4 protein-coding genes are annotated in these 2,322 nt (G+C 43.4%); all 4 read right to left on the bottom strand.

The genetic code is table 11. From position 1 onward, the window contains the following. Positions 1 to 458 precede the first annotated feature (458 nt). Positions 459 to 878, bottom strand: coding sequence for a pepsin/retropepsin-like aspartic protease family protein (locus O9324_RS21715; RefSeq protein ID WP_288141286.1), 420 nt, complete (start codon positions 876 to 878; stop codon positions 459 to 461). Next, the gene (locus O9324_RS21720; RefSeq protein ID WP_043996091.1) at positions 871 to 1,131 is read right to left on the bottom strand and encodes a hypothetical protein; all 261 of its coding nucleotides are present in this window, start codon (positions 1,129 to 1,131) and stop codon (positions 871 to 873) included. Before O9324_RS21720 ends, O9324_RS21715 begins: the two co-directional genes overlap by 8 nt. Positions 1,132 to 1,316: 185 nt before the next feature. Beyond that, positions 1,317 to 1,502, bottom strand: a complete 186-nt coding sequence (locus tag O9324_RS21725; RefSeq protein WP_159294669.1) for a hypothetical protein — start codon at positions 1,500 to 1,502, stop codon at positions 1,317 to 1,319. Positions 1,503 to 1,504: 2 nt separating this feature from the next. Next, positions 1,505 to 1,993: a type II toxin-antitoxin system VapC family toxin gene (locus tag O9324_RS21730; RefSeq protein ID WP_110580564.1), complete on the bottom strand. Its 489-nt coding sequence runs from the start codon at positions 1,991 to 1,993 to the stop codon at positions 1,505 to 1,507. Positions 1,994 to 2,322: the final 329 nt, after the last annotated feature.

A 2,322-nucleotide genomic window follows, 5' to 3' on the forward strand; every position in this document is an offset into this window, starting at 1 on the left:
CTGTTTCAATGTCAATGATGACCATCTTGCCAATGTTTTCTTCAACTTCCACCTCTTGGCGGATTCTGCTTTCGTACAGTTTCTCTGCACGTTGAGCAACTTCTTCACGGCTTAAAAGGATTGCTTGCATATACTAACTCCTGATTACGATTTGACTTCTGGAGACCTCTCTATAATATCTCACAGGTCTGTAGGATGAGCTAATGCCCATCCTACTAAGTCTCTACAAGATCAGCGATCTGCTACGCAGTGCCTTCGGTATCGCATTTAGACTTACAGCTTCAATCAATGTGCATGGTGCGTTCCCCAAAAATCGATCGCTGGAGCAGTAGGAGTCATATTAGGGAACGCACCCTACAAGATCGGCGTGCTGCTACGCAGTGCCTTCGGCATCGCACTGGCTACGAAGTAAAAACAGTTCGGCAAATGACAAGTTCAGCGGATTGGTTGGCAATAGTTTATTTCTGGATCGGACAAATCTCAAAAGCTAATTCGTTTCGATAAAAGCACACATTAAATTCTGCAAAAAAGTTCATGTGACCTAAAATTACTGGTACATCTGTTGATTGAGTCCACGCAAAGGCAAGTAAAACAGGAGCAAAATGTGCAACTGTCCCAGTCAAAACCAGCCCTCGTGACTCACTATGGACAAGGTTTCCACTTAAGGGAATTTGAACAGTTTGATTTTCCCAGACCGCCCCTAACTGTAATCCGATTTCGTAGGGTAAGACATTAACACTAGCACCCGTATCCAATAAAGCCATAACCTCTATTGACTGTTTTCCATCAGTTAAGGTTAGCGGCAAGTATGGCAAGATGCTAGACCGACCAGAACTGTCAGTCCGTTCTGTAAAAGAAAAGCGATGACCGTCAAGCATTTGATACTCCCTTTGCCGACACCAAAAGCTCAGACAAAGCGTGAACAGCTTGATGATCTGCTTGAGGCGACCAGACAACCGCATTAGTAACCGCTAGTTGCTTGATCAGCATATTTTCATTATGCTCATTACTTGCAGTGTCTAGGCTACATCCTTCCTCTTTGGCTACTGCAAGCAAAAGATAGTGAATAAGCCTGAGCTTGTCTTGATGCGTTAGTTGACTGACAGTTGGCAGGAGTTCGATAAGGGACATATTAAACATCTGGTGTTGCTATCTAATTTGGATCATAGCATCTTCCTAAATCTACCTCTCCCACCAAGGAATACAGCTGCAATCAATGTGCATGGTGCGTTCCCCAAAAATCGATCGGTGGAGCAGTAGGAGTCACCTTAGGGAACGCACCCTACAGCTAATAACTTTCAGTGCGTGAAGACGATCTAACTCTCGGTCGGGTGCAGTGATTTGTTATACTGTCGCTTGATCGGGAGCTTAATAACTTTACGTCCACTGGCAATTTGCTTTTCTCTAAGATCGTCAAATATTGCCTTGAGATCATAATTAAAAGATTTTGCGTATTCTTCTCTATATTTATGAATTTCTTCGACAATTTCATCTTTATACATAGTTATTCTCCTCGAAGCTTAAATCCGATGAACTCGTAAGGGGTACAAACAAATGGTAGCCTGTATCCAAGCTCAAGACTAATTTGGGATAGCTTTCTTTGGATTTGGGCGTTTGCCATGTGCTTACAATTCCATGTTAGTAGATAGTCTAAGCCATAAACGGTTGCTAGTGCCATGTGTAAGGCATCATTAGACGCTTTGGGGGGTAGGTTGCTTTGTTGTAGAAATTCTTGTGCTAGAGCGATCGCTTCTTCGGTTAGATCGAGAAAAATCAAGGACTGTAACAAGTTCTGTCTTTGAGTAGCAATTGTTGAATCTCCTCTCGATGCTTCATCTTCAACAATTTCCGAAACATACAGAACCAATGAACTACTATACTCATCCCACCAGTCTTGTGTAATCTTAATGTTGGCGGCAAGAATCAGGTTTTCTGTTGGTCTTGCGGTTAGATGACCCAAAATACTGGTTTCAATATAGACGGTTTCGCTCACGGCAATAAGAGAAAATCTATCCCACGTCTATCCTACTGCATTTAATCTTGGTTTTGAGGGAGTTGGGTTTCCTACCTACAAGATCAGCGATCTGCTACGCAGTTCCTTCGGCATCGCACTTTAATCCACAGCTGCAATCAATGTGCATGGTGCGTTCCCCAAAAATCGATCGGTGGACCAGTAGGAGTCACATTAGGGAACGCACCCTACAAGATCGGCGTGCTGCTACGCAGTGCCTTCGGCATCGCACTTGCGGCATAACGGTCTAGTTAGGCTTTTCGCTAAGGGTAGGGTAATACATTTAAATTTTGAATAAATCGGTAGTCTCG

Source organism: Microcystis sp. LE19-84.1B (assembly GCF_027531875.1).
GTDB lineage: Bacteria > Cyanobacteriota > Cyanobacteriia > Cyanobacteriales > Microcystaceae > Microcystis > Microcystis panniformis.